Below are 23,178 nucleotides of genomic sequence, written 5' to 3'. Positions count from 1 at the left end.
ACAAAAAAGGGCCACCCCATCGGGTGGCCCTTTTTCTTTCTGCCCGTCAGATCAGTACGCCACGGTAAACCGCTGTTGATGATGATTGGCCTGCTCGGCCTCATCGATCATCGCCACCGCCAGGTCCGGCAGGGAAATGCGGCTCTCGCCGTTGCCATCGAACAACACCTGGTCGCCGCCGATGCGGAAGCTGCCGGTGCGGGTTTCGCCGTCGAGCAGCATCGCCGGGCTGAGGAAAGCCCAGTCGAGTTCCTTCTCGGCACGCAACTGGTCCAGCGCGTCGGCGGCGCCCAGTGCACCCTGTTTCCATTGCTCGGGGAATTCCGGGCTGTCCACCAGACGTTGGCCGGGGGCGATCTCCAGGCTGCCGGCACCGCCGAGTACCAGCAGGCGCTTCACACCGGACGCCTTCACGCCGTCAAGAATGGCGCGGCTGCCCTTGGCGTGGGCGCCACGGATATCCGGGTTGCCCCAGCCGGCATTGAATGCGCTGACCACGACGTCCTGCCCGGCCGCGGCGCGGGCGACCTGGGCCGGGTCGTAGACGTCGGCCTGGACCACCTTGAGGTTTTCGCGCGCCGGCAGCTTCGCCGGGTCGCGCACCAGCGCGGTCACGCTATGGCCGCGGCGCAGGGCTTCTTCGAGGAAGTAGTGGCCAACGTGGCCGGTCGCGCCGATCAGGGCAATGTTCATGGAATCACCTTTGTGGGAGAAATCGCCGCGCGCTGGCGGCAGGTGATTCATCTTCGACCCGACGCGGTTGTGGATAAAGCCACCCTTACGCCATGCACTCGTAAGCGTGGCTTCACAATAAGGTCAGTTATCGAAGAGTTTCTGCACCACCGAGAAGTCCTGCTCGCCATGGCCCTGTTTCACCAGCAGGCGATACAGCGCCAGTGCCAGGCTGCCCATGGGCGTGCTGTTGCCGCTGACCTGCGCCGTTTCCAGCGCCAGACCCAGGTCCTTGGTCATCAGCGACGTCATGAAGCCGCCGGTGTAGCCGCGTGAGGCGGGGGCATTCTCCATGACACCGGGCCAGGGGTTGTACACCTCCAACGCCCAGTTGCCGCCGGAGCTGCGGCGCATGATCTCCGACAGCACGGCAGGGTCCAGCCCATTGGCGGCACCGAGGGCGAGGGATTCGGCGGTGCCGATCATCAGCACGGCGAGCAATTGGTTGTTGCACACCTTGGCGACCTGCCCGGCTCCGTCGCCGCCGGCGTGGAAGAGGTTCCGGCCCATGGCGGAGAACACCGGGCGGGCGCGTTCGAGCACCTCGGCGTCGCCACCGACCATGAAGGTCAGGGTGCCGGCGATGGCGCCGCCGGTGCCGCCGGAGACCGGTGCATCGAGCATGGGAATACCGCGCTCGGCCGCAGCCTGGTGGACCTTGCGTGCCGAGGCGGGGGCGATGGTGGAACACTCCAGCACCAGGGTGCCGGGGGCAATGTGCGCCAGCAGGCCCTCGTTGCCCAGGTACAGCCCCTCGACGTGCCCGCTGGCCGGCAGCATGGTGACCACCACGTCGGCGCCGTCTACCGCGTCATGGGCGCTGCGAGCGGCGCTGGCACCCTGGACGACCAGGCCGTCGATGGCGCTCTGCACCAGGTCGAACACGCGCAGCAGGTAGCCTGCCTTGATCAGGTTGGCGGCCATGGGGGCGCCCATGTGGCCGAGGCCGATGAAGGCGATGGTTTGCATGCTGGTTTCCTCCTGTTGGACCGCAGGGCACTCCAGCGCTTTTGCTCTTTGTAGGAGCGAGCTTGCTCGCGAACGGATTCGCTGCTGGGCTGGTTCGCGAGCAAGCTCGCTCCTACAGAGGACGGCAGCGGCGGCTAAAGATCCGCCAGCGGATGCTCGCCCTCCCAGGTGGCGTCGAAGTGCGCATTCACCACAGCATCAGGTATGGCAGCGATATCCGGCCAGTGCCAGTGCGGGGTGTTGTCCTTGTCGATCAGCCGGGCCCGCACGCCTTCCGGGAACTCCGGGTGGCGGCAGCAGTTCAGGCTCATCGCGTACTCCATGCGGAACACCTCGGCAGTCGACAGATGGCGTGCGCGGCGGATCTGTTCCCAGACCAGATGAGCGGTCAGCGGGCAGCCCGAGGCGAGGGTCTTCGCTCCCCGCGCGATCAGCGTGTCCTCGTCATCGGCCAGTGCGGTTAGAGCGTGCCAGGCCTCGGCGATGTTGGCGCTGTCCAGCACCGCATCCAGGCGCTCGCGGCGTGGCAGCAACTGGGCATCCGGCAATTCACCGCGGGCTTCGTTTTCCAGCGCTTGCAACAGGCTGTGCAGTTGCACGTCGGCCTGTTCGCGCCAGTTCAGTTGCACCAGGCCTTCGATCAGGTCTTCCTGCTGGGTATCGAGCAGGAAGCGGTCGGCGAGGTCCAGGTCCAGTGCATCGCGGGCGTTCATCTGCGTGGCGGTCAGGCCGAGGAACAGGCCGAGGCGGCCGGGCAGGCGGGCGAGGAACCAGCTCGCGCCGACATCCGGGTACAGGCCGATATTCACTTCCGGCATGGCCAGGCGGCTGCTGGGCGTGACGATGCGCACGCCGGCGCCCTGCATCAGGCCCATGCCGCCGCCCATCACGTAGCCGTGGGCCCAGCAGATCAGCGGTTTGCCGTAGGTGTGGATGAGGTAGTCCAGGCGGTATTCGTCGGCGAAGAAGCGGCGGGCGAGGGCGGGAACCTCGCCGGGCTGCTCGCGGCAGGCGTCCACCAGCTTGCGCACATCGCCGCCGGCGCAGAAGGCCTTGCCGCCGTTGCCGCGCAACACCACGCAGGCGATCTGCGGGTCGTCCTTCCACGCGCGCAGTTGATGGTTCATCGCCTCGATCATCGGCAGGCTCAGGGCGTTCAGGCTCTTCTCCGCGTCCAGCGTCACCACGCCAATGCGGAAGCCGTGCAGGCCGGGGCGTTCTTCGAACATCACATTCATGGTCGGGGCCTTATTGGTTGCGCCAGTGCGGATCGCGTTTCTCCAGGAAGGCGTTCACGCCTTCGCGGGTGTCATCGGCGTCGAACAGGTCGACGAAGCGCTCGCGCTCCTCCGGCAGCCAGGTGGTCGGGCCGCGTTCGCGGGCGCCCTGGATCAGCGGCTTGATGGTGCGCACGGCCACCGGGCTCTGGCGCGCGACCTTGGCCGCCAGCAGCAGGGCCGTGCCGCGTGCCTCGCCGGTGTCGACGACCTGCTCGACCAGGCCGATGCGCAGCGCCGTCTCGGCATCCACGCGTTCGCCGCAGAGGATCATGCGCTTGGCCCAGCCTTCGCCCACCAGCCACGGCAGCGCCTGGGTGCCGCCGGCGCAGGGCAGCAGGCCCACGGCAGCTTCGGGCAGGGCCATCTGTGCCTGGCGCTCGGCGATGCGGATGTCGCAGGCCAGCGCGCACTCCAGGCCGCCGCCCATGGCGTAGCCGTTGATTGCGGCGATGGAGACGCCACGGAAGTCGCGCAGCGCCTCGAAGGCTTCGCCGAAGCGGCGGGCCATCTCGCGGGCGCGGGCCTTGTCGCCGTCGGCGAACATGTTCAGGTCGGCGCCGGCGGAGAAGAATTTCGGCCCCTGCCCAGTCACCACCAGGGCGTAGATGTCGTCGTCGCGGTTCAGGTGCTCGATCACCTGGCGCAGGCCGATCAGCGAGTCGCGGTCCCAGGTGTTGGCCGGCGGGTGGTTGATGGTGATCAGTGCGGTGTGGCCGTGCTTTTCCACCGTCAGCTTGTGGGTCAGGTCGAAGACTCCGGGCTTGTAGGGCTCGAGGGCGTTGCTCATGGGCATCTCCTTGGCGGTCTTGGGCATGGACTCTAGGTGCGCGCGGCAGGGCGCGTCCATGTCCGATCTGTTCGATTGCGCCCGCGCAGGCGGGCGGTTTTTCCAGTGATTGGGGGGGCGGATCAGAGCAGACGATCCAGCATCCCACCCTGCTCCAGCAGCCGGCGGGCAACGATCACCCGCATGATCTCGTTGGTGCCTTCCAGGATCTGGTGCACGCGGCTGTCGCGCACCCAGCGCTCCAGCGGGTAGTCGTTGAGGTAGCCGTAGCCGCCGTGCAGTTGCAGCGCCTCGTTGCACAACACAAAGCAGCGGTCGGTGGCGAAGCGCTTGGCCATGGCGCAATACAGCGTCGCCTCGCCGTCCTTGTGGTCCAGCTTGTGCGCGGCCAGGCGCACCATCTGCCGGCTGGCAGTGAGGTCGGTGAGCATGTCGGCGAGCTTGAACTGCAATGCCTGGAATTCGGCCAGCGCCTTGCCGAACTGCTTGCGTTCCTCGACGTAGCGCAGCGACTGCTCCAGCGCCGCCTGGGCCGCGCCGAGGGAACAACTGGCGATGTTCAGGCGGCCGCCGTCCAGGCCCTTCATGGCATAGACGAAGCCCTGGCCTTCCGGCCCGATGCGGTTGCCGGCGGGAATGCGCACGCCTTCGAAGGTGATGGTGCGGGTCGGCTGGGCCTTCCAGCCCATCTTGTCCTCGTTGCGGCCGTAGCGGATGCCCTCGGCGTTGGCCGGCACCAGGAAGCAGGAAATGCCCTTCGCGCCTTCCTCGCCAGTGCGCGCCATGACGATCAGCACGTCGGTGCTGCCGGCGCCGGAGATGAAGGTCTTGGCGCCGTCGAGCACGTAGTCGTCGCCATCCCGCCTGGCGCGGGTGCGCAGGCGCGCGGCGTCGGAGCCGGCGTCGGGTTCGGTAAGGCAATAGGAGGCCAGCAACTCGCCGCCGATCAGCCCCGGCAGCCATTGCTCCTTGAGCGCGGCGTCGCCGAAGCTGGCGAGCATCCAGCTGGCCATGTTGTGGATGGTCATGTAGGCGGTGGTGGCGACGCAGCCGGCGGCCAGTTGCTCGAAGATCAGCGAGGCGGACAGCCGCGACAAGCCCAGGCCGCCGTCCTCTTCGGCGATGTACAGGCCCAGGTAGCCCTGTTCGGCAGCGCGACGGATGACCTCCACCGGGAAGTGGTGCTGGCGGTCCCAGTCGGCGGCGTGGGGCGCCAGTTCGCGGCTGGCGAAGGCGCGGGCGCTGTCCACCAGCAGGCGTTGTTCTTCGGACAGATCGAAATGCATGCAGCTACCTCTGTTTATTCTTGTCGGCTACAGCGGCGTGCGTGGCGGCACGCGTTCTTTTCGCTTGGAGACTTCCGGTTATAGCGGTTGCGCCCGCGGCTGTGGATTGACGATCTTGGGCAATGGATGGACGATCTTGGCATTGCCGATTCCGGAGGCCAGCCGTGTCCCGCCCGCTCATTTCCACCTGGCCGCTGCCACAGCAGGGCGTGCGCTTCATCACTCCGCCACGCCTGCGCCGCGCGCTGGACCGCCATCCGCTGGGGCAGGCCTGCTATCCACTGGCCCTGGGCTACTACCCGGCAGCCGTGGGGCACCGCATGGAGCGGGACAGCCCGGACGATCACCTGCTGATCTACTGCAGCGCCGGGCAAGGCTGGCTGGAAACAGCAGATGGACGATTCGAGGTCTCCAGCGGTGACCTGCTGGTGCTGCCCAAGGGCCGTGCCCATGCCTATGGCGCCGATCCGCAGCGGCCCTGGTCGATCTTCTGGGTGCACCTGGAAGGCCGGCTGGCGGAGGATTTCCTCCGTCCGCTGGGCAAGTCGCCGCGCCTGCGCGTGGGTGTGCAGCCACGCCTTCTGGGCGAGTTCGACGCACTGTTGGCCCTGCGCCGCCAGGGCCTGAGCCTGCCGCACTTCATCCATGCCGCCCATCTGCTGCAGAGCCTGCTGACTTCCCTGGCCCTGCGCCCGGCGCGAGCGCGGCTGAAGTCCGGCCGGGTGCTGGACGTGGAGGCAGTGCAGGCGATGATGCGCGAGCATTTGCACGACGCGCTGAACCTCGACGAGCTGGCCGCGCAGTTCCGCCTGTCGCGCTTCCACTTCGCCAAGACCTACCGCGCGCTGACCGGCCAGGCGCCGATCCAGGATTTCATCCGGCTGAAGATGACCCACGCCTGCCGCCTGCTCGACCAGGGCAACCTGGAAGTGCGCCAGGTCGCCGAGCAGCTGGGCTACGCCGATCCGTACTACTTCTCGCGGCTGTTCAAGAGCGTGGTAGGCATGGCGCCCAGTCACTACCGGGCGCTGCATACCGGTTGAGCCTGACGCGCGGCGTCTACCGGGATGGCGTGTGACACCGTGCAGATCGAGTCGAGGCTCGCTAGTCTGCGGCGACGACAATAAAGGAATGCCCCATGCTGCCCGTGATCGCCGAACTGCTGCTGACCCTGGCCTGCTGCATCGCCGCCTGGCTCGCCCTGCGCGAGCAACAGGGTTGGCGGGCGTTGGGCTTCGTGTCGATGGGCGCTGCGGCGTTTCTCGGGGCGCTGGAGTACGGTGGCGCCACGGTGCTGGCCGAACCCCATCATCTGGCGAGCGTGCTCTCCGGTGCGGTCGGCTTGCCGCTGATCGCGCTGGGGCGGCTCTCCGGTTCGCCCTTGCAGCGCGCGCTGGTGTTGCTGGCGTGCATGGCGCTGGTGATGCTGCCGTCCCAGGCCACGCTGCTGACCAACCTCGTTGCACTTCTGGTCATCGCCTGGCCGGGGCGCTCGCGGCGACCTCTGCTGGCCCTGCTCGGCGCGCTGCTGTTCATCGGCAGCGGCCTGCTGATCGGTACCCGCGGTGAACTGGCCGGTGTGCCACGCCGTGAGCTGTTTCACCTGGGTCTGACCCTTGCCGTGGTGGTGTGGATGCTCGCCGGCCTGGGCAGCGGTGTGCCGCGTTTGCCGGGTGGGTGGGCGGTGCGGCGCAAGGCGCCTTGACTTGGCCGGGGCGCTTGCTTAGCGTGCCGGTTCGTTTCACCAGGCAGACGCACCATGACCAACGAAGATCGGATCAAGCTGGAACCCAGCTGGAAAGAAGCCCTCCACGAGGAATTCGAGAAGCCCTACATGAAGCAGTTGGGCGAATTCCTCCGCGCGGAGAAGGCCGCCGGCAAGGTGATCTTCCCGCCCGGCCCGCTGATCTTCAACGCGCTGAACACCACGCCGCTTGCGCGCATCAAGGTGGTGATCATCGGCCAGGACCCGTACCACGGCCCCGGCCAGGCCCATGGCCTGTGCTTCTCGGTGCAGCCGGGAGTGCCGACGCCGCCGTCGCTGCAGAACATCTATAAAGAGCTGCATCGCGATCTGAACATTCCGATTCCCAATCATGGTTGTCTGCAGCACTGGGCCGAGCAGGGCGTGCTGCTGCTCAATACTTCGCTGACCGTGGAGCAGGCTCGTGCCGGCTCCCACGCCCAGTCGGGCTGGGGCCCGTTCACCGATAAGGTGATAGAAGTGGTCAGCCAACGCTGCGAGAACCTGGTATTCCTGCTCTGGGGCTCCCATGCCCAGAGCAAGCAGAAGCTGATCGACGCGCAGAAGCATCTGGTGCTCAAGTCCGCGCACCCATCCCCGCTGTCGGCCTACCGTGGTTTCCTTGGCAACGGCCACTTCAGCCGCACCAACAAGTTCCTCGAACAGCACGGCCTTCCGCCCATCGACTGGTCGCTGCCGCCGGTTTGATCGCTTACCCAAAAAGAGGCCCGCACGACGGCGGGCCTTGAAAATCGCCGCGCGTCTCGACGCGGCGAGCGTGGTTGCTTTTACGCGGCGTCAGCCAGCGCCTCGCGGGAGCGGCGGGCGCGTTTGCGCCAGGCGCGGAGCAGCGGCAGGCCGAGCATCAGCGCGACCAGTGCCCAGGTACCGATGGCGATGGGGCTGGACCAGAGAATGCCCAGTTCACCGTTGGAGATGGACAGCGCGCGGCGCAGGTTCTGCTCCATCAGCCCGCCGAGGATGAAGCCCAGCAGCAGCGGTGAGAGTGGGAAGTCCAGCTTGCGCAGGATGTAGCCGAGGATGCCGATGGCGACCATCAGGAACAGGTCGAAGGTGGTGGCGTGCACGGCGTACACGCCGATGGCGGTGATGATCGCGATGCCCGGCACCAGCGCCCAGTTCGGCACCGAGAGGATGCGGGTGAACACCCGGACCATCGGCACGTTGAGGATGATCAGCATGACGTTGGCGATGAACAGCGAGGCGATCAGGCCCCAGACGATGTTCGGCTGTTCCTGGAACAGCAGCGGGCCGGGGGTGATGTTGTACAGGCTGAGCGCGCCGATCATCACCGCCGTGGTGCCCGAGCCGGGGACGCCGAGGGTCAGCATCGGCACCAGGGCGCCGCAGGCGGAGGCGCCGATGGCGGTTTCCGGGGCGGCCAGGCCGCGCAGGTCGCCCTTGCCGAACTTGCCCGACTCGCCCGCCATCTTCTTCTCGGTCATGTAGGCCACGGCGCTGGCGAGGGTTGCGCCGGCGCCGGGTAGCACGCCCATGATGAAGCCGAGCAGGCCGCAGCGCAGGTTGACCACTGCCACCGAGGCCGCTTCCTTCGCGTTGAACAGCATGCGTCCGCTGGCCTCGACCATCTTGTGGCCGTGGTGGGTCTTCTCCAGCAGCAGGAGGATTTCGCTGACCGAGAACAGACCCAGTACCAGCACCACGAACTGGATGCCGTCGGAGACGTGGATATTGTCGAAGGTGAAGCGGTACACGCCGCTGTTGGCGTCGATCCCGACGCTGGACAGGAACAGCCCGAGCAGCGCTGCCAGCAGCGTCTTCAGCGGCCGGTCGCCGGCCAGCCCGCCCAGGGCGACGATGGCGAAGACCATCAGCACGAAGTATTCCGCCGGGCCGAAGGCGATCGCCCATTTCGCCAGCAGCGGGGCGAACAGCACCATGCCGCAGGTGGCGATGAAGGCGCCAATGAAGGAGCTCCAGGCCGACAGCGACAGGGCCACGCCGGCCAGGCCGTTGCGTGCCATGGGGTAGCCGTCGAGGGTGGTCATCACGGTGGAGGCTTCGCCGGGGATGTTCAGCAGGATCGAGGAAATCCGTCCGCCGTATTCGCAACCCAGGTACACGGCGGCCAGCAGGATCAGCGCCGACTCCGGCGGCAGGCCGAGGGCGAAGGCCACCGGGATCAGCAGGGCCACGCCGTTGATCGGGCCCAGGCCCGGCAGCAGGCCGACGACGGTGCCGATCAGGGTGCCGATCAGCGCGGTGATCAGGTTGTAGGGGGTCAGGGCAACACCGAAGCCCTGGCCGAGGTAGCTCAACGTATCCATGATTCAGTCCTCAGAGCAGGGGATCGAGGATGCCCAGCGGTAGCGGGACGTCCAGGGTGCGGTCGAACAGCACGTAGAGGCCGATGGCGAGCAGCGTGGCAGTGACCACGCTGGCCACCGGGCGGCCGCCGTAGATCAGCGCGATGAAGGTGCCGACCAGGGCACTGGCGGGGATGAAGCCCAGCGGCTCGAACAGCCCGGCGTAGACCGCGAGCAGCGCGACGCAGAGCACCACCTTGGCCAGCAGCGCGCCTTCCAGCGCGGGCTCGTCGTCCTCGCGCTTGATCGGTGTGGGCCGCACGATCAGCCAGGCGAGGCCGGCAGCCATCAAGCCCAGGCAGAGCAGCGGATAGGCGCGCGGGCCGACCGGTTCGTAGGAGAAGGGCGCCTGCAGTTGCCAGGCGATCAGGGCGAAGGCGACGCAGGCGAACAGCCAGGCGCCGGCGAACAGCCGCTGGAAGAGGCTGGTACGGGACATGGGGAGTCTCCTGGCGCCGCCTTCGTTGAAGGCGGCGCCGCACGGGGCGTTACTGGATGAGGCCGAACTCGCGGGCCAGCTGCTTGTACTGGGCGACCTGCTGCTTCACGTAGGCGTCCAGCTCCGGGCCGGTCATGGCGAAGGGGAACAGCTCGCGCTGGTCGCGCAGCTTGGCGAAGTCTTCGGAAGCCAGCAGCTTGTCGAAGGAGGCCTTCCAGAACTGGTAGTCCTCATCGCTCACCTTCGGCCCGACGTAGAAACCGCGCACCACCGGCCAGACGATGTCGAAGCCCTGCTCCTTGGCGGTGGGGATGTCGGCCATGCCTTCATCCTTCAGGCGCTCCTCGGCGAACACCGCGAGGATGCGCATCTTGCCGGCGCGGATGTGCGGCATGGAGTCGGAGATGTCCGTGCTGCCCACCTGAATATGCCCGCCCAGCAGCGCCGTGGCGATCTCTCCGCCGCCCTCCAGGGCGACGTAACGCAGCTGCTTCGGATCGATGCCGGCAGCCTTGGCGATCAGCGCGGTCTGCATCCAGTCCTGGCTGCCGACGGTGCCGCCGGAGCCGATCACTACCTTGCCCGGGTCGGCCTTGAGCGCAGCGACCAGGTCGCCGAGGTTCTGGTACGGCGAGTCGCTGGGCACCGCGATGGCGCCGTAGCTGGTGCCCACGGCGGCCAGCCATTTCACGGCGTTCTCGTCGAAACGGCCGAACTTGCCCTGGGCCAGGTTCAGCAACGAGCCGCTGGAGAAGGCGGTGATGGTGTTGCCGTCGGCCGGACGCTGGGCGACTACCGCGTTGTAGGCCACGGCGCCGACACCGCCGGGCATGTAGGTGACACGCATCGGCTTGGTCAGCAGCTTCTCGTCCACCAGGGCGCTCTGCGCCAGCTTGCAGGTGAGGTCGAAGCCGCCGCCGGGAGAGGCCGGGGCGATGCATTCCGGGCGCTTGGGCTCGGCCATCAGTTGGCTGGCCGCGAGCAGGGTGGCGCCGGCCAGGGTCAGGTTGCGCAGGACGGTGGACATGGTGCGATGCCTCTCTTGTTGTTGTCGGTTTACCAGATCGCCAGGGAGTAGCTGAGGTAGATACGCGTCTCGTCGGCGTCCCGCGCGAAGCTCGAACGGTAGGTGGCGTTGCGCACGCGCACTGCCACGTCCTTGAGCGGGCCGCTCTGGATCACGTACTTGATGTCGGTGTTGCGCTCCCATTCCTTGCCGTGACCGTCCATGCCGTTGATTTTGGCATTGTCGCCGCTGATGTAGCGATTCATCAGGGTCAGGCCGGGGATGCCGAGGCCGGCGAAGTCGTAGTCGTGGCGCACTTGCCAGGAGCGCTCGTCGGTCTCGGCGAAGTCGCCGACCTGGACGAAGTTGACGAGATAGGGGTTGCTGCCATCGATGTAGGGGAAGGCGCTATCGCCGCTCATCTGCTGCCAGCCGAGGCTGAACTTGTTGGCGCCCAGGGCGTAGCCGAGCATGCCGTTGAAGGCGCGGTTGTCGATTTCGCCGCCGCGCGCCTCGCCCTGGTCGTCGCTGATGGCCAGGCGCACATCCGCGCTGAACTTGCCTGGGCCCAGCGGATAGGCGGCGAGCAGGCCGACGAAGTGCTGGCGGTAGACCTCGTCCAGCTGCGCGTAGTGGTAGCGGCCGGTGAGGTGGTCGGTGAACTTGTAGTCGCCGCCGGCCAGGTCGTAGTGCTTGCCTTCGGCGCTGCCGCCGGAGAAGCGGCGGTTCTTGTTGTTCAGCGCAAGGTCGGTGTAGTCGGTGGAGTCGCGGTCCTTCACTTTCTCCAGACGCCCGCCGGTGAAGTTCAGGCCCGGCAGGTCGGTGGAGTTGAGCAGGCCGCCCTCGAAGGTCTGCGGGAACAGGCGGCTGTCGTTGGGCTGCAGGGTGGGCAGGTCGGGAATCAGGCTGCCGATCTTCAGCTCGGTCTCGGATGCCTTGAACTTGGCCGTCAGGCCCAGCTTGCTGTATTCGTCGGCGGTGCGGCCGTTGTCATGGGTGGGCAGCAGGCCGGTGCCGGTGCGGTCCGGCGAGGAGTCGAGCTTCAGGCCGAGCATGCCCATGGCGTCGAGGCCGACGCCGATGGTGCCGGGGGTATAGCCGGACTGGAAGTCGAGGATGAAACCCTGCGCCCATTCTTCGCGCTTGGACTGGCCGGCGCCGTCGCGAAAATCGCGGTTGAAATAGATGTTCTGGGTGCTGAGCGTGGCGCTGCTGTCTTCGACAAAGCCGGCGGCATCGCACAGCGGCGCGACCCCGGCGAAAGCCAGCAGGGCGGGTGTCAGGCAGCGGGAGTTGGGCTTGGCAAAAGCCGGTGCAGCCAAAGGCTGGGCGGTGGGCATCTGTGGTCTCCGTTCTTGTTGTTGTCGCGAAAGGGCACCACGCCGCCTTCCGCTCTGTTGACGGTCTTTGCCGTCGCCGAGTCCGCTGCTCCCGCCGTTGCGCCTGGGCAGTCGGCGCTGAAAAGAACGGGGTTGGGAGGCGGCTCGTCGGCGATGCTAACGGGCTAAGCTTTCGCCAGGCTTTCAGTCTCCTTTCACAGTGATTTCAGCGAATTTCCCCCATTCACAGCGGCTCGCGGATGGGTAAACTGCCGGCCCGAACCTGTAGTCCGAAGGGGTAGTCCCACGTGCGAATCCTCTTGGTTGAAGACCATCCGCAGCTTGGCGAGAGCGTCGCCCAGGCGCTCAAGGGCGCGGGTTGGACGGTGGACCTGCTGCAGGACGGCGTGGCCGCCGACCTGGCCCTGGCCAGCGAGGACTACGCCCTGGCCATCCTCGATGTCGGCCTGCCGCGGCTGGACGGTTTCCAGGTGCTGGCGCGCCTGCGCGAGCGCGGCAAGACGCTGCCCGTGCTGATGCTTACCGCCCGTGGCGAGGTGCGTGACCGTGTGCACGGCCTGAACCTGGGCGCCGACGATTACCTGGCCAAACCCTTCGAACTCACCGAGCTGGAAGCGCGGGTGAAGGCCCTGCTGCGCCGCAGTGTGCTCGGCGGTGAACAGCAGCAGCGCTGCGGCGAACTGGTCTACGACCTCGGCGCGCGGCGCTTCACTCTCGCCGAGCAGGCGATGAACCTCACTTCCCGCGAGCAGGCCGTGCTGGAGGCGCTGATCGCGCGACCGGGGCGGGTGATGAGCAAGGAACAACTGGCGGCGCAGGTGTTCGGCCTGGACCAGGATGCCAGCGCCGATGCCATCGAGATCTACGTGCATCGCCTGCGCAAGAAGCTCGAGGGCAGCTCGGTGCGTATCGTCACCTTCCGTGGCCTGGGCTACCTGCTGGAAGCCCAGGATGGCTGAACGGCGCTGGCGCTTTCCCGGCACGGGAAGCCTGCGTGGGCGGCTGCTCTGGCGCCTTGGCGGCCTGCTGCTGGTGCTGCTGCTGATCGGCAGCGCGGCCACGTACTGGCGTGCCCGCCACGCCGCCGACATAGCCTATGACCGAACGCTGCTGGCGTCCGCGCGGGACATCGCCGACGGCCTCTACGCCAGCGACGGCACCCTGCGCGCCAACGTGCCCTACGTGGCGCTGGACAGCTTCGAGTACGACAGCGCCGGGCGGATCTTCTACCAGGTGATCGACCCCCAGGGGAAAATGATCTCCGGCTACGAGAACCTGCCGGCACCGCTGCCGACCACCCCGCGCACCGACGATTACCCGGCGCTGGCCAAGTTCTATGACGCTACCTACGAAGGGCAGGGCGTGCGGGTGGTCAGCCTGTTGCAGCCGGTGAGCCAGCCGACGGTCAACGGCATGGCGGAAATCCGCGTCGCCGAAACCATGGGCGCGCGGGAGCGGCTGGCGCGCAACCTGCTCGCCGACACCTTGCTCAACCTGGCGCTGTCGGCCATCGCCGCGCTGATGATGGTCTGGTACGCGGTGAGCGCCGGCCTTCGCCCCCTGGATCGCCTGCGCGAAGCGGTGGAGGAACGCCAGCCTGACGACCTGCGCCCGCTGCCGGAAGTCCGTGTGCAGAAGGAACTGCGCCCATTGGTGGCGGCGCTCAACCACTTCACCGTGCGTCTGCGCGGGCTGTTCGACCGGCAGTCGCAGTTCATCGCCGAGGCGTCCCACGAACTGCGTACGCCACTGGCCGCGCTCAAGGCGCGGTTGGAGCTGGGCCTGCGCGAGGAAGACCCGCAGCGATGGCGCACGACGCTGGTCGAGGCCGTGCAGAACACCGACCGGGTGACCGGGCTGGCCAATCAGCTGCTGTCGCTGGCTCGCGTCGAAAGTGGTGCCCGCGCCATTGCCGAAGGAGCAGGAGAGCGCATCGAACTGGGCCAACTGGCCCGCGAACTCGGCCTGGCGCTGGCGCCCCTGGCTTATTCACGCGGCGTGGCGCTGGCGCTGGAAGCGGATGAACCGGCCTGGGTGAAGGGCGACCCGACGCTGCTCAACGAACTGCTCAGCAATCTGGTGGATAACGCCATCGCTCACGCTCCGGCAGATGGCAACGTGATCATCCGCGTGCGTTCGCCGGCAGAACTGGAGGTCGAGGACGATGGCCCCGGCATCCCGCCGGAAGAGCACGACAAGGTCTTCCGCCGCTTCTACCGCCGCCGCCAGCAGGGCACCGGCCTGGGCCTGGCCATCGTCGGCGAGATCTGCAGCGCGCATCGTGCCCGCATCGAGTTGGGCCAGGGCGAGCTGGGCGGGCTGCTGGTGCGGGTGACCTTCCCGGCGGAAAACGCCTGAGCCAGAAACACGAAACCCGCCGGCAAGGGCGGGTTTCAGCGCTGGGCAGGAGCAGCCCTGCCAAGCTCAATGCCGTTATTGCAACATGCTCATGGCCGCTTCCATGGCGGCGGAGAGGTCTTCGTCTTCCTTCACGTCCGCCTTCGGGTCCAGGCCCAGCTTGGCGAACGCCGGGATGATTGCCCAGTCCAGCTCGGTGTAGGGATGCTGGCTGCCGAGGTAGCTTTGCAGGGTGGCGACCTGGACGATGTCGACGTAATCGACCTTGGCCGAGTCGCGGCTGAAGTCCAGGTGCTGGCCCGGCACGGCGGCGATCGGCGCCGGGAAGTCCCAGGCCTTGAGGATGCGGTCGCCGATGATCGGGTGGATGCGCTCGATCACGTGGTTGAGGCTGATGGAGTCGGCCAGCAGCTCGCTGTGCTCCTCGGCGTAGGTGAGGATCGGCAGCACGCCGATCTGGTGCACCAGGCCGGCGAGGGTCGCCTGGTCCGGCGCGAGGCGAGTGTAGTGGCGGCACAGGGCGTGGCAGATGCCAGCGATCTCGGTGCTCTTGGTCCATACCTCGCGCATCTTGCGGTCTACCACGTCGGAGGTGGCCTGGAACATCTGCTCCATGGCCAGGCCGGTGGCCAGGTTGCAGGTGTAGTTGATCCCCAGTCGGCTGATCGCCATCTGCAGATCGTTGATTTCCTTGTTGGTGCGCAGCAGGGGGCTGTTCACCACCTTGATGATGCGCGCGGTCAGGGCGGCGTCGTTGCCGATCACCTTGGCCAGATCCTGGATGCTGATGTCCGGGTCTTCGGCCGCTTCGCGCACGCGCAGGGCGACTTCGGGCAGCGTCGGCAGCACCAGCTCATCGTTGTCGATGGCCCGTAGCAGTTCCTGTTGTACTTTTTCGGCAAGCTTGCTCATGAAGTGTCCTTCAGGGAAAGCCGGGCTCCCCGCCCGGCACGGAATTCAGCGCTGGATCTCGCGGTCGCTGTCCAGAACGTAAGGCATATCCAGCAGGTGCAGCGGTTGGTCTTCACCCAGACGCACATTGCCGTCGGCAGCGGCGTCGTCCTGCAGCACGGCGAGCAGCTCCACGCCATCGGCCGCGCGGGCGGCCAGTACCACCTCGCCGACGCTGGTGGAGTGCACCGGCGAGAACAGCTCGCGGCCCGGCTCCGGCAGTTCGCCGCTGTTGAGCTTCAGACGGTGCAGGCGGCGCTTGAGGCGGCCCAGGTACTGCATGCGCGCAACGATTTCCTGGCCGGTGTAGCAGCCCTTCTTGAAGCTCACGCCGCCCACGGCCTGCAGGTTGATCATCTGCGGGATGAACAGTTCGCGGGTGGCGCCGAACACCTGGCCGACGCCGGCACGCACCTGGCCGAGCAGCCAGTCGTTGAGTTCGGCGTGGGGCAGGTGGGCCTGCAACAGCTCGGCAATGGCAGCGGCACGCTCGGCCGGCACCCAGAGTTCGACGCGGCCCTGGCCGAGGCCGATGGCGATCAGGCCGTCGGCCCGCGCTACCTGGTCGGCTTCACCGGAGAGCTGCAGCTTCAGTTCGGCCAGAACGGCGTCCGCAGCGCTCAGGCCGAAGCGCGCCCACTGGCTGCTGTCATCGGAGAGGGTGGCCTTGGAGAACACGGCGTACTTCTTCAGGTCCGCCAACTGGCTGTCCAGCAGGTCCCTGGCCATGGCCAGCAGGAAGCCTTCGCCCTCGGCGAGGATGCGGAAACTGGAGGTCATCCGGCCCTTGGGCGTACAACGGGCGCCGAGGCTGGAGTACTCGGCGTTGAGGTAATTGAGATTGCAGGTCAGCTGGCCCTGGAGGAATTTGGCGCCGTCCGCGCCACGGACGGCGAGAATCCCTTCGTGATTGAGTTCGGTGTAGAAAGCAGAGTCGGTCATCACGATTCGCTGGAAGAAAGTTAGGGGCCTCATGATAGAGCTCAGGCCCCGCCTTGTCAGCGGGTGCCGGGGGAGTCGAGCATGCGTATAATGCCGCTCGGCTCGCGCCGTCCGTCGACTTCGCGAGCGACAACACGTATTCGCCCGCTGTTAATCGAGGTGCCCGCAGATGACCGACGAAACCGAACTCAAACGCCTTTTCTGGCACAGCCGCCGCGGCATGCTGGAACTGGACGTCCTGCTGGTGCCCTTTGTCCAGGAAGTCTACCCGGGCCTGCCCGCCGATGATCAGGCGCGCTTCCGCAAGCTGCTGGAGTGCGAGGACCAGGACATGTTCGGCTGGTTCATGCAGCGCGGCGAACCGGAAGATGCCGATCTGCGCATCATCGTTCGCATGATCCTGGACCGTGTCCAGCCGAAGTGACCCCTTCGAGTGCCGCTGGCAACCGTCCATCGGTTTGCTGGCGGCCTATCTCTCCGCGCAGTTCGGTGCCGTCCTGGCGCTGCTGCTCGCGGACATTCCCCTTCACTGGAAAACGCTCGGCCTGAGTCTCGGCCTGCTGCATGCCTGCTGGGTTGTGCCGCGGCAGATTCTATTGCGCGCGCCGGATTCGGTGCGTGCGCTGCGCCACAACGCCGAGGGCTGGCAGCTGTGGAGCGAGCGGGAAGGCTTCCAGTCGGTGCAGCTGATGCCGGACAGCCTGGCGCTGCCCAGGTTGATCGTCCTGCGTTTCCGCCGCCCCGGCGATTGGCTGGCGCGCAGCGTCTGCGTCCCCGCCGATGCCCTGGCGCCGGAGTTGCACCGGCGTCTGCGGGTGCGGCTGAGGTTCAGCCGCAATAGGTGGACGGCGCCAGGATAGTGTCGCGGGCCTCGGGCAGCAGGTCCGGATAGTCCAGCGTGTAGTGCAGACCGCGGCTCTCGCGGCGCTGCATGGCAGAGAGGATGATCAGCTCGGCCACCTGGGCCAGGTTGCGCAGTTCGATCAGGTCGCGGCTGACCTTGTAGTTGGAGTAGAACTCGTCGATCTCGTCCAGCAGCAGGCGCACACGGTGCTGGGCGCGGGCCAGGCGCTTGTTGGTGCGCACGATGCCCACGTAGTCCCACATGAAGCGCCGCAGTTCGTCCCAGTTGTGCGCGATGATCACGTCTTCGTCCGAGTCGGTCACCTGGCTGGCGTCCCAGCAGGGCAGCGCGACCGGGGCCTGCTCCTTGGGCAGCTTGGCGAGGATGTCGGCGGCGGCGGAACGGGCGTAGACGAAGCACTCCAGCAGCGAGTTGCTGGCCATGCGGTTGGCGCCGTGCAGGCCGGTAAAGGTGGTTTCGCCGATGGCGTAGAGGTTCGGCACATCGGTATGGCCATGCTCGTCCACCAGTACGCCGCCGCAGGTGTAGTGCGCCGCAGGCACGACCGGGATGGGCTCGCGGGTGATGTCGATGCCGAAGTCCAGGCAGCGTTCGTAGACGGTGGGGAAGTGCTCGCGAATGAACTCGGCCGGCTTGTGGCTGATGTCCAGATAGACGTAGTCGATACCCAGGCGCTTCATCTCATGGTCGATGGCGCGGGCCACCACGTCGCGCGGGGCGAGTTCGCCCAGGGCATGGAAGCGCGGCATGAAGCGTTCGCCGTTGGGCAGGCGGAGCAGGGCGCCTTCGCCACGCAACGCCTCGGTGATCAGGAAACTCTTGGCCTGCGGGTGGTACAGGCAGGTCGGGTGGAACTGGTTGAACTCCAGGTTGCCGACCCGGCAGCCGGCGCGCCAGGCCATGGCGATGCCGTCGCCGGAATTGCCGTCCGGGTTGCTGGTATAGAGATAGACCTTGCTGGCGCCGCCGGAGGCAAGGACGGTGAAGCGCGCGCTGAAGGTGTCGACTTCGCCGGTGGCGCGATCCAGCACGTAGGCCCCCAGGCAGCGCTGGCCGTTCATCCCCAGTTTTCGCTCGGTGATCAGGTCGACGGCGACCCGCTGCGACAGCAGCTCGATATTCGGCCGCTGGCGCGCCTGCTCCAGCAGCGTATTGAAGATCGCCGCACCGGTGGCGTCGGCGGCATGGATAATGCGACGGTGGCTGTGGCCGCCCTCTCGCGTCAGGTGAAATTCGAAGCCGCCATCCTCGCGCCCCGGCTCATGGTCGCGGGTGAAGGGTACGCCCTGCTCGATCAGCCACTGGATGGCTTCGCGGCTATGCTCGACAGTGAACTTTACCGCGTCTTCGCGGCACAGGCCGGCGCCAGCGACCAGGGTGTCCTCGACATGGGACTCCACGGTATCGGTGTCATCCAGCACGGCAGCGACGCCGCCCTGGGCCCAGAAGGTGGAACCCTGGGAAAGCTCGCCCTTGCTCAGTACGGCGATCTTCAGGTGCGAGGGCAGCGTCAAAGCCAGCGTCAGGCCGGCGGCCCCGCTGCCGATCACTAGGACATCGTGCTGGAAATGCTGACTCATACCCGGCTCCACAAAATGGCGCCCTAGTATATAGAAGGGGGCCACGGCACAATACTGGCGAACCGATGACACCGAATGCGCGTGCGGTGGGCGGCAGTCGCAGGGCCGGAGGCATTCCTCACCGCTGAAGCCAGCCTGGCGGACGTCAGAGGCGGCGTCTAGGTCATTGCAGGATCACAGCAATTCACCGGAACTTTTTCAGGCGTTCCGGTTCGAACGCGGAATACCCAATCAGCTTTGCGCGCAGATTGACATTGCGCGGAAGGGGAGCGGGTGTTCCGCCCGGTACAGTTGAATTTGACGGGCTCCGGACGCATGTCGGGGTCCGGTTGCCGCCAATGTGAAAAAACTGTGCGGCGTATGCTTGGAGGGGAGAACTTTTGCAAAAGACCCGAGTCTATCTTGGCAGGACGATTCACCAGGGTGCTCGAAGCTCCTCCAGGTTTTCAGAGGAGCATTCATGCTAACCCAGGAAACGGATCAGCAACTGGTTGAACGGGTACAGCGCGGAGATAAACGGGCATTCGACCTGCTGGTGCTGAAGTACCAGCACAAGATTCTGGGGCTGATCGTGCGATTCGTGCACGACGCCCAGGAAGCCCAGGACGTCGCGCAGGAAGCATTCATCAAGGCGTATCGCGCCTTGGGTAACTTCCGCGGTGACAGTGCCTTTTATACCTGGCTGTACCGTATCGCCATCAACACCGCGAAGAACCATCTGGTTGCGCGCGGTCGGCGGCCGCCGGACAGCGATGTCACGGCAGAGGACGCGGAGTTCTTCGATGGCGATCATGCCCTGAAGGACATCGAGTCGCCGGAAAGAGCCATGCTGCGGGATGAGATCGAGGAAACGGTCCATCGCACCATCCAGCAGTTGCCCGATGATCTGCGCACGGCGTTGACCCTGCGCGAGTTCGAAGGCCTGAGTTACGAAGATATCGCCACCGTGATGCAGTGTCCGGTGGGAACCGTCCGCTCACGGATCTTCCGTGCGCGGGAAGCGATCGACAAAGCTTTGCAGCCTTTGTTGCATGATGAAGTCTGATACAGCGGCAGAAGCCAAGAGAGGTACCGCTATGAGTCGTGAAGCCCTGCAGGAATCGCTGTCCGCTGTTATGGATAACGAAGCGGATGAGCTGGAGCTGCGGCGTGTGCTTGCAGCCTGCGGCGAGGACGCCGAATTGCGGGCCACCTGGTCCCGTTACCAACTGGCCCGTGCGGTGATGCACCGCGAGCCGGCCATGCCCAAGCTGGATATTGCGGCTGCCGTATCCGCCGCATTGGCCGACGAGGCCGTGCCGGCCCCGCGCAGTCGTAATCCCTGGCGCAATGTCGGCCGCCTGGCAGTCGCCGCCTCGGTGACCCTGGCTGTGCTGGCCGGTGTGCGCATGTACCACCAGGATGACAGTGTTGCCAACGGCCTTGCCCAGCAAGGCGCCACTCCGCAGATTGCCCTGCCGCAAGTGCAAGGCCCGGCGGTACTGGCAGGCTACACTCAGGACGAGGCGCCGCAGGTGATCACCAATGCCCAGGGCGGGCAGACCACCTGGCACGAGCAGCGTCTTCCGGGTTACCTGCGTCAGCATGCGCAGCAGTCCGCCGTCAGCGGCACCGACAGCGCCCTGCCCTACGCACGCGCCGCGAGCCTGGAAAGCCGCTGATTTGCGACCTTAAGGAGCGACATGCGCGCTACGACAGCACTGTTGTTCTTCCTCGGCGGTCTGCTGGCATTGCCAGTCCAGGCCGCTGATGCGTTGGACTGGATCAAGCGCCTTTCCGAGGCTGATCAGCAACAGAACTTCCAGGGTACATTCATCTACGAACGCAGTGGAGCCTTCACCACCCACGATGTCTGGCATCGGGTGGAGAGTGATGGCTCGGTTCGCGAGCATCTTGTCCAGGTCGATGGGCCGCGCCAGGAAGTGGTGCGTGTCGATGGTGCCACCCGGTGTGTAGGTGGCGGCATGTCCGGACAGGTGTCGACCGGCGAGCTGTGGCCGGCCCGCAAGCTCAATCCGACGGATCTGTCCGCTTACTATGATGTTCGCGTCGCCGGCGAGTCGCGTATCGCCGACCGCCCGGCGGTGGTGCTGGCGGTCATCCCGCGAGATCAGCATCGCTACGGGTTCGAGTTGCACCTGGACAAGGAAACAGGGCTGCCGCTCAAGTCCCTGCTGCTCAACGACAAGGGCCAGATCATCGAGCGCCTGCAGTTCACCCGTATCGACATGGAGGCGCCGGACGACGGAGCGCTCCAGCCGAGCGCGGCCTGCAAGCCGGTGAAGGAAACCAAGGTCGCTGAAGTGAAGACCACCTGGCATTCGGAATGGGTGCCGCCGGGCTTTACCCTGAATAGTACGCTGCAGGAGCGCAGCCCGGTCTCCAATGACCAGGTCCTGTGTCTCGCCTATGGCGATGGGCTGGCGCGCTTCTCGGTGTTTCTTGAACCGCTGCACGGCGCCAAGGTCGACGATGCCCGCACCCAGCTGGGTCCGACCACGGTGGTGTCGAGGCGGTACGCCGGTGACGATGGCGGCACCATGGTGACCGTGGTCGGTGAAATCCCCAGTGGCACGGCCGAGCGCGTGGCGTTGTCCATGCGGCCAACTGGAGCCCAGCCACAGTGATCCAAGAGCGGGGGAGGGTGATTGCGGTCGATTCTAGGTCCGTCCAGGTCGAAACGCTGCGCCACTCCACCTGCTCGGGGTGCTCGGTCAGTGCCGGTTGCGGCCAGGGCTTCTTGCGTCAGTTGGGTGTTGTGCGTCGGCGCGGCGCAATGCGGGTCATGTCTTCATTGGCGCTGGCGCCCGGCGACGAAGTCGTGCTGGGTATGGATGAAGGCCTGCTGCTCAAGAGTGCCCTGCTTTTCTATCTGTCTCCTCTGATCGGGCTGTTCACGCTGGCGCTCCTGGCGGCGGGCCTCGATCTGGGGGAGCCTCTCATCATCGTCGCCGGGCTGGCGGGTTTCCTGCTGGCCTGGCTGCTGGTGCGTCACTACACGCGACGCCATACGGATGATCCGGCGATGCAACCGGTTGTGCTGCGTGCGCTGGTCGGTGGGCCGCCCGGCCCAATTTAGTGATCTTCCCAATCAACATCACGGGAGCTGTAGTCAATGCAAACCCTGAAACGCAGCATGGCTGCGCTGGTCGCCTTGCTGGCCCTTAGCCTGTCGGTTACCGCGCGAGCTGAACTACCGGATTTTACGCCGCTGGTCGAGAAAGCCTCGCCGGCGGTGGTCAACATCAGTACCACCCAGAAGCTTCCTGATCGCTCCAGCGCACAGATGGGCATTCCGGACCTCGACGGCCTGCCGCCGGGCCTGCGCGAATTCTTCGAGCGCAGCATTCCTCGTGGCCAGGGCGGTCAGGGGCAGGCTCCCCGTGGCCAGCAGCGCGAGGCTCAGTCCCTGGGTTCGGGCTTCATCATTTCCGATGATGGCTACATCCTGACCAACAACCATGTGGTCGCCGACGCCGACGAGATTCTCGTGCGCCTGTCCGATCGCAGCGAGCACAAGGCCAAGCTGGTCGGTGCCGATCCGCGCAGCGACGTGGCCGTGCTGAAGATCGACGCCAAGGGCCTGCCGACGCTCAAGCTGGGCGATTCCGACAAGCTGAAGGTCGGCGAGTGGGTGCTGGCCATCGGCTCGCCGTTCGGCTTCGATCACTCGGTGACGGCCGGCATCGTCAGTGCCAAGGGCCGCAGCCTGCCGAACGAGAACTATGTGCCGTTCATCCAGACCGACGTGGCGATCAACCCGGGTAACTCCGGTGGCCCGCTGCTGAACCTGCAGGGTGAAGTGGTAGGCATCAACTCGCAGATTTTCACTCGCTCCGGTGGCTTCATGGGGCTTTCGTTCGCGATCCCTATCGATGTGGCGCTGAACGTCGCCGATCAGCTCAAGGCTGGCGGCAAGGTCAATCGCGGCTGGCTGGGTGTGGTGATCCAGGAAGTGAACAAGGATCTGGCCGAGTCCTTCGGCCTCGACAAGCCGGCCGGCGCGCTGGTCGCGCAGCTGGTGGAAGATGGTCCGGCAGCCAAGGGCGGCCTGCAGGTGGGTGACGTGATCCTGAGCCTGAATGGCCAGACCATCAATGAGTCCGCCGACCTGCCGCACCTGGTGGGCAACATGAAGCCGGGCGACAAGGCGTCCCTGGAGGTCATTCGTGACAACAAGCGCCAGACCCTGAGTCTGACCATTGGCAGCTTGCCCGAGGATGACGACGCAATCGCCGCCGTCGAAGGCAAAGGTGCCGAGCGCAGCAGCAACCGCATGGGCGTGACCGTGGCGGAACTGACCTCTGAGCAGCGCAAGTCCCTGGATATCAAGGGCGGCGTGGTCATCAAGGAAGTGCAGGGCGGTCCGGCGGCCATGATCGGCCTGCGTCCGGGAGATGTCATCACACACCTGAACAACCGCGCAGTGGATTCCTCGAAAACCTTCAGCGAAATCGCCAAGGCGTTGCCGAAGGATCGTTCGATTTCCATGCGCGTGCTGCGCCAGGGGCGTGCGAGCTTCATCACGTTCAAGCTGACCGAGTAAGGCCG

The 23,178-nt window shown here is 66.2% G+C and carries 24 protein-coding genes; 12 read left to right on the top strand and 12 right to left on the bottom strand.

Annotated elements, in window-relative coordinates; all coding sequences use genetic code 11:
* Nucleotides 1-51: 51 nt before the first annotated feature.
* The 5 genes from PNI01S_RS25530 to PNI01S_RS25510 all read right to left on the bottom strand — a co-directional run bounded on the left by PNI01S_RS25530 (nt 52) and on the right by PNI01S_RS25510 (nt 5,054).
* Complete coding sequence (locus PNI01S_RS25530) at nt 52-693, bottom strand: NAD(P)-dependent oxidoreductase (RefSeq protein ID WP_084359665.1); 642 nt, start codon at nt 691-693, stop codon at nt 52-54.
* A 123-nt stretch (nt 694-816) separates the two neighbouring features.
* A complete protein-coding gene (gene mmsB / locus PNI01S_RS25525; protein ID WP_084359664.1) occupies nt 817-1,701 on the bottom strand; it encodes a 3-hydroxyisobutyrate dehydrogenase in 885 nt (294 codons plus the stop codon).
* A 134-nt stretch (nt 1,702-1,835) separates the two neighbouring features.
* Entirely contained in the window at nt 1,836-2,939 is a 1,104-nt protein-coding gene (gene dspII, locus PNI01S_RS25520) for an enoyl-CoA hydratase/isomerase DspII (protein WP_065083958.1), read from the bottom strand.
* A 10-nt stretch (nt 2,940-2,949) separates the two neighbouring features.
* Nucleotides 2,950-3,768 (bottom strand): enoyl-CoA hydratase, encoded by an 819-nt coding sequence (locus PNI01S_RS25515; protein WP_065083959.1) that lies wholly within the window; start codon nt 3,766-3,768, stop codon nt 2,950-2,952.
* A gap of 122 nt (nt 3,769-3,890) precedes the next feature.
* On the bottom strand, nt 3,891-5,054 hold the full coding sequence (locus tag PNI01S_RS25510; protein WP_065083960.1) for an isobutyryl-CoA dehydrogenase: 1,164 nt from the start codon (nt 5,052-5,054) through the stop codon (nt 3,891-3,893).
* Between the two features lie 164 nt (nt 5,055-5,218).
* On the opposite strand from PNI01S_RS25510, the gene PNI01S_RS25505 reads away from it, so the two are divergent.
* From PNI01S_RS25505 to ung, 3 genes are all read left to right on the top strand, one after another.
* Nucleotides 5,219-6,097, top strand: coding sequence for an AraC family transcriptional regulator (locus PNI01S_RS25505; RefSeq protein WP_024765523.1), 879 nt, complete (start codon nt 5,219-5,221; stop codon nt 6,095-6,097).
* Between the two features lie 95 nt (nt 6,098-6,192).
* The gene (locus PNI01S_RS25500) at nt 6,193-6,759 is read left to right on the top strand and encodes a hypothetical protein (protein ID WP_084359663.1); all 567 of its coding nucleotides are present in this window, start codon (nt 6,193-6,195) and stop codon (nt 6,757-6,759) included.
* 54 nt (nt 6,760-6,813) lie between these two features.
* Nucleotides 6,814-7,506, top strand: a complete 693-nt coding sequence (ung, locus tag PNI01S_RS25495) for a uracil-DNA glycosylase (protein WP_024765525.1) — start codon at nt 6,814-6,816, stop codon at nt 7,504-7,506.
* An 80-nt stretch (nt 7,507-7,586) separates the two neighbouring features.
* Here ung and PNI01S_RS25490 read toward each other — a convergent pair whose 3' ends face one another.
* Genes PNI01S_RS25490 through PNI01S_RS25475 form a run of 4 tightly spaced genes read right to left on the bottom strand, consistent with a single transcriptional unit; the run spans nt 7,587 to nt 11,931 of the window.
* Nucleotides 7,587-9,107, bottom strand: coding sequence for a tripartite tricarboxylate transporter permease (locus PNI01S_RS25490; RefSeq protein ID WP_084359662.1), 1,521 nt, complete (start codon nt 9,105-9,107; stop codon nt 7,587-7,589).
* 10 nt (nt 9,108-9,117) lie between these two features.
* Nucleotides 9,118-9,585: a tripartite tricarboxylate transporter TctB family protein gene (locus tag PNI01S_RS25485; protein WP_038803784.1), complete on the bottom strand. Its 468-nt coding sequence runs from the start codon at nt 9,583-9,585 to the stop codon at nt 9,118-9,120.
* Between the two features lie 49 nt (nt 9,586-9,634).
* Nucleotides 9,635-10,612, bottom strand: coding sequence for a Bug family tripartite tricarboxylate transporter substrate binding protein (locus PNI01S_RS25480; RefSeq protein WP_084359661.1), 978 nt, complete (start codon nt 10,610-10,612; stop codon nt 9,635-9,637).
* 29 nt (nt 10,613-10,641) lie between these two features.
* Entirely contained in the window at nt 10,642-11,931 is a 1,290-nt protein-coding gene (locus PNI01S_RS25475; RefSeq protein WP_084359660.1) for an OprD family porin, read from the bottom strand.
* 287 nt (nt 11,932-12,218) lie between these two features.
* On the opposite strand from PNI01S_RS25475, the gene tctD reads away from it, so the two are divergent.
* Both tctD and tctE read left to right on the top strand, forming a co-directional pair.
* On the top strand, nt 12,219-12,890 hold the full coding sequence (gene tctD / locus PNI01S_RS25470) for a response regulator (protein WP_024765529.1): 672 nt from the start codon (nt 12,219-12,221) through the stop codon (nt 12,888-12,890).
* Entirely contained in the window at nt 12,883-14,289 is a 1,407-nt protein-coding gene (tctE, locus tag PNI01S_RS25465; protein ID WP_024765530.1) for a sensor histidine kinase, read from the top strand. The genes tctD and tctE overlap by 8 nt, the downstream gene beginning before the upstream one ends.
* A gap of 75 nt (nt 14,290-14,364) precedes the next feature.
* Here tctE and PNI01S_RS25460 read toward each other — a convergent pair whose 3' ends face one another.
* Complete coding sequence (locus tag PNI01S_RS25460; protein ID WP_024765531.1) at nt 14,365-15,201, bottom strand: HDOD domain-containing protein; 837 nt, start codon at nt 15,199-15,201, stop codon at nt 14,365-14,367.
* Between the two features lie 45 nt (nt 15,202-15,246).
* Nucleotides 15,247-16,182: a CAF17-like 4Fe-4S cluster assembly/insertion protein YgfZ gene (gene ygfZ / locus PNI01S_RS25455; RefSeq protein ID WP_084359659.1), complete on the bottom strand. Its 936-nt coding sequence runs from the start codon at nt 16,180-16,182 to the stop codon at nt 15,247-15,249.
* A gap of 169 nt (nt 16,183-16,351) precedes the next feature.
* Here ygfZ and PNI01S_RS25450 point away from each other — a divergent pair, with 169 nt between their 5' ends.
* On the top strand, nt 16,352-16,606 hold the full coding sequence (locus tag PNI01S_RS25450; protein WP_024765533.1) for an FAD assembly factor SdhE: 255 nt from the start codon (nt 16,352-16,354) through the stop codon (nt 16,604-16,606).
* Nucleotides 16,590-17,042, top strand: a complete 453-nt coding sequence (locus PNI01S_RS25445) for a protein YgfX (RefSeq protein ID WP_084359658.1) — start codon at nt 16,590-16,592, stop codon at nt 17,040-17,042. Before PNI01S_RS25450 ends, PNI01S_RS25445 begins: the two co-directional genes overlap by 17 nt.
* Here PNI01S_RS25445 and nadB read toward each other — a convergent pair.
* Nucleotides 17,011-18,627 carry an L-aspartate oxidase gene (nadB, locus tag PNI01S_RS25440; protein ID WP_024765534.1) on the bottom strand — a complete coding sequence of 539 codons (1,617 nt, stop codon included), beginning with the start codon at nt 18,625-18,627 and terminating at the stop codon, nt 17,011-17,013. The two genes, PNI01S_RS25445 and nadB, sit on opposite strands and share 32 nt — an antisense overlap.
* A 460-nt stretch (nt 18,628-19,087) precedes the next feature.
* Here nadB and rpoE point away from each other — a divergent pair, with 460 nt between their 5' ends.
* Genes rpoE through PNI01S_RS25415 form a run of 5 tightly spaced genes read left to right on the top strand, consistent with a single transcriptional unit; the run spans nt 19,088 to nt 23,173 of the window.
* A complete protein-coding gene (gene rpoE / locus PNI01S_RS25435) occupies nt 19,088-19,672 on the top strand; it encodes an RNA polymerase sigma factor RpoE/AlgU (protein WP_024765535.1) in 585 nt (194 codons plus the stop codon).
* A 31-nt stretch (nt 19,673-19,703) separates the two neighbouring features.
* The gene (locus PNI01S_RS25430; RefSeq protein WP_024765536.1) at nt 19,704-20,288 is read left to right on the top strand and encodes a sigma-E factor negative regulatory protein; all 585 of its coding nucleotides are present in this window, start codon (nt 19,704-19,706) and stop codon (nt 20,286-20,288) included.
* A gap of 21 nt (nt 20,289-20,309) precedes the next feature.
* Nucleotides 20,310-21,254, top strand: coding sequence for a MucB/RseB C-terminal domain-containing protein (locus PNI01S_RS25425; RefSeq protein WP_084359657.1), 945 nt, complete (start codon nt 20,310-20,312; stop codon nt 21,252-21,254).
* Nucleotides 21,251-21,706 carry a SoxR reducing system RseC family protein gene (locus PNI01S_RS25420; protein ID WP_084359656.1) on the top strand — a complete coding sequence of 152 codons (456 nt, stop codon included), beginning with the start codon at nt 21,251-21,253 and terminating at the stop codon, nt 21,704-21,706. The genes PNI01S_RS25425 and PNI01S_RS25420 overlap by 4 nt, the downstream gene beginning before the upstream one ends.
* 36 nt (nt 21,707-21,742) lie before the next feature.
* A complete protein-coding gene (locus tag PNI01S_RS25415) occupies nt 21,743-23,173 on the top strand; it encodes a DegQ family serine endoprotease (protein WP_038803782.1) in 1,431 nt (476 codons plus the stop codon).
* Nucleotides 23,174-23,178 lie beyond the last annotated feature (5 nt).

The organism is Pseudomonas nitroreducens NBRC 12694 (assembly GCF_002091755.1).
Taxonomy (GTDB): Bacteria; Pseudomonadota; Gammaproteobacteria; order Pseudomonadales; family Pseudomonadaceae; genus Pseudomonas; species Pseudomonas nitroreducens.
This window is presented reverse-complemented; position numbering and strand designations above follow the sequence as displayed.

Bases quoted from the DNA above. Each gene is read 5' to 3' on its own strand.
- PNI01S_RS25460 (WP_024765531.1), bottom strand. From the start codon at position 15,201: ATGAGCAAGCTTGCCGAAAAAGTACAACAGGAACTGCTACGGGCCATC.
- ygfZ (WP_084359659.1), bottom strand. From the start codon at position 16,182: ATGACCGACTCTGCTTTCTACACCGAACTCAATCACGAAGGGATTCTC.
- PNI01S_RS25485 (WP_038803784.1), bottom strand. From the start codon at position 9,585: ATGTCCCGTACCAGCCTCTTCCAGCGGCTGTTCGCCGGCGCCTGGCTG.
- PNI01S_RS25530 (WP_084359665.1), bottom strand. From the start codon at position 693: ATGAACATTGCCCTGATCGGCGCGACCGGCCACGTTGGCCACTACTTC.
- PNI01S_RS25425 (WP_084359657.1), top strand. From the start codon at position 20,310: ATGCGCGCTACGACAGCACTGTTGTTCTTCCTCGGCGGTCTGCTGGCA.
- tctE (WP_024765530.1), top strand. From the start codon at position 12,883: ATGGCTGAACGGCGCTGGCGCTTTCCCGGCACGGGAAGCCTGCGTGGG.
- PNI01S_RS25500 (WP_084359663.1), top strand. From the start codon at position 6,193: ATGCTGCCCGTGATCGCCGAACTGCTGCTGACCCTGGCCTGCTGCATC.
- PNI01S_RS25475 (WP_084359660.1), bottom strand. From the start codon at position 11,931: ATGCCCACCGCCCAGCCTTTGGCTGCACCGGCTTTTGCCAAGCCCAAC.
- PNI01S_RS25450 (WP_024765533.1), top strand. From the start codon at position 16,352: ATGACCGACGAAACCGAACTCAAACGCCTTTTCTGGCACAGCCGCCGC.
- ung (WP_024765525.1), top strand. From the start codon at position 6,814: ATGACCAACGAAGATCGGATCAAGCTGGAACCCAGCTGGAAAGAAGCC.
- PNI01S_RS25480 (WP_084359661.1), bottom strand. From the start codon at position 10,612: ATGTCCACCGTCCTGCGCAACCTGACCCTGGCCGGCGCCACCCTGCTC.
- dspII (WP_065083958.1), bottom strand. From the start codon at position 2,939: ATGAATGTGATGTTCGAAGAACGCCCCGGCCTGCACGGCTTCCGCATT.
- mmsB (WP_084359664.1), bottom strand. From the start codon at position 1,701: ATGCAAACCATCGCCTTCATCGGCCTCGGCCACATGGGCGCCCCCATG.
- PNI01S_RS25415 (WP_038803782.1), top strand. From the start codon at position 21,743: ATGCAAACCCTGAAACGCAGCATGGCTGCGCTGGTCGCCTTGCTGGCC.
- PNI01S_RS25510 (WP_065083960.1), bottom strand. From the start codon at position 5,054: ATGCATTTCGATCTGTCCGAAGAACAACGCCTGCTGGTGGACAGCGCC.
- PNI01S_RS25515 (WP_065083959.1), bottom strand. From the start codon at position 3,768: ATGAGCAACGCCCTCGAGCCCTACAAGCCCGGAGTCTTCGACCTGACC.
- PNI01S_RS25490 (WP_084359662.1), bottom strand. From the start codon at position 9,107: ATGGATACGTTGAGCTACCTCGGCCAGGGCTTCGGTGTTGCCCTGACC.
- PNI01S_RS25430 (WP_024765536.1), top strand. From the start codon at position 19,704: ATGAGTCGTGAAGCCCTGCAGGAATCGCTGTCCGCTGTTATGGATAAC.
- rpoE (WP_024765535.1), top strand. From the start codon at position 19,088: ATGCTAACCCAGGAAACGGATCAGCAACTGGTTGAACGGGTACAGCGC.
- nadB (WP_024765534.1), bottom strand. From the start codon at position 18,627: ATGAGTCAGCATTTCCAGCACGATGTCCTAGTGATCGGCAGCGGGGCC.